The 1,131-nt window shown below is 55.4% G+C and carries 1 protein-coding gene; it reads left to right on the forward strand.

Annotation, left to right across the window (positions count from 1 at the left end; translation table 11 throughout):
- Window positions 1-1,131 (forward strand): elongation factor Tu (gene tuf, locus FGA82_RS31975; RefSeq protein ID WP_141130157.1); only part of this gene is annotated, 1,131 nt, incomplete at both ends.

The raw sequence follows: 1,131 nt of genomic DNA on the forward strand, positions 1-1,131 counted from the left end.
GAGACGAGTGGTCACGTTGACCACGGTAAAACCACTCTGACCGCTGCTCTGACTCGCGTCTGCTCCGAAGTTTTCGGTTCGGCCGTAGTTGAGTTCGACAAGATCGACAGCGCTCCAGAAGAAAAAGCTCGCGGTATCACCATCAACACCGCGCACGTTGAGTACAACTCGCTGATCCGTCACTACGCTCACGTTGACTGCCCAGGTCACGCTGACTATGTGAAGAACATGATCACCGGTGCTGCTCAAATGGACGGCGCTATCCTGGTTTGCTCGGCCGCTGATGGTCCGATGCCACAAACCCGTGAGCACATCCTGCTGTCCCGTCAGGTAGGCGTTCCGTACATCGTGGTTTTCCTGAACAAGGCTGACCTGGTAGACGACGCTGAGCTGCTGGAACTGGTTGAGATGGAAGTTCGCGACCTGCTGTCCACTTACGACTTCCCGGGCGATGACACTCCAATCATCATCGGTTCGGCTCGTATGGCGCTGGAAGGCAAAGACGACAACGAGATGGGCACCACTGCCGTCAAGAAACTGGTTGAAACTCTGGACAGCTACATCCCAGAGCCAGTTCGTATGATCGACAAGCCGTTCCTGATGCCAATCGAAGACGTATTCTCGATCTCGGGTCGTGGTACTGTTGTGACCGGTCGTATCGAGCGCGGTATCGTTCGCGTTCAGGATCCGCTGGAAATCGTTGGTCTGCGTGACACTACCGTTTCCACCTGCACCGGTGTTGAAATGTTCCGCAAGCTGCTCGACGAAGGTCGTGCTGGCGAGAACTGCGGCGTTCTGCTGCGTGGCACCAAGCGTGACGACGTTGAGCGTGGTCAGGTTCTGGTTAAGCCGGGTTCGGTTAAGCCGCACACCAAGTTCACTGCAGAAGTTTACGTTCTGAGCAAAGAAGAAGGCGGTCGTCACACTCCGTTCTTCAAAGGCTACCGTCCACAGTTCTACTTCCGTACTACTGACGTGACTGGTAACTGCGAGCTGCCAGAAGGCGTTGAAATGGTAATGCCAGGTGACAACATTCAGATGACTGTTACCCTGATCAAAACCATCGCGATGGAAGACGGTCTGCGTTTCGCTATCCGTGAAGGCGGTCGTACCGTCGGCGCTGGCGTCGGA

It is taken from the genome of Pseudomonas fluorescens (genome assembly GCF_005938625.1).
Lineage (GTDB): Bacteria > Pseudomonadota > Gammaproteobacteria > Pseudomonadales > Pseudomonadaceae > Aquipseudomonas > Aquipseudomonas fluorescens_BD.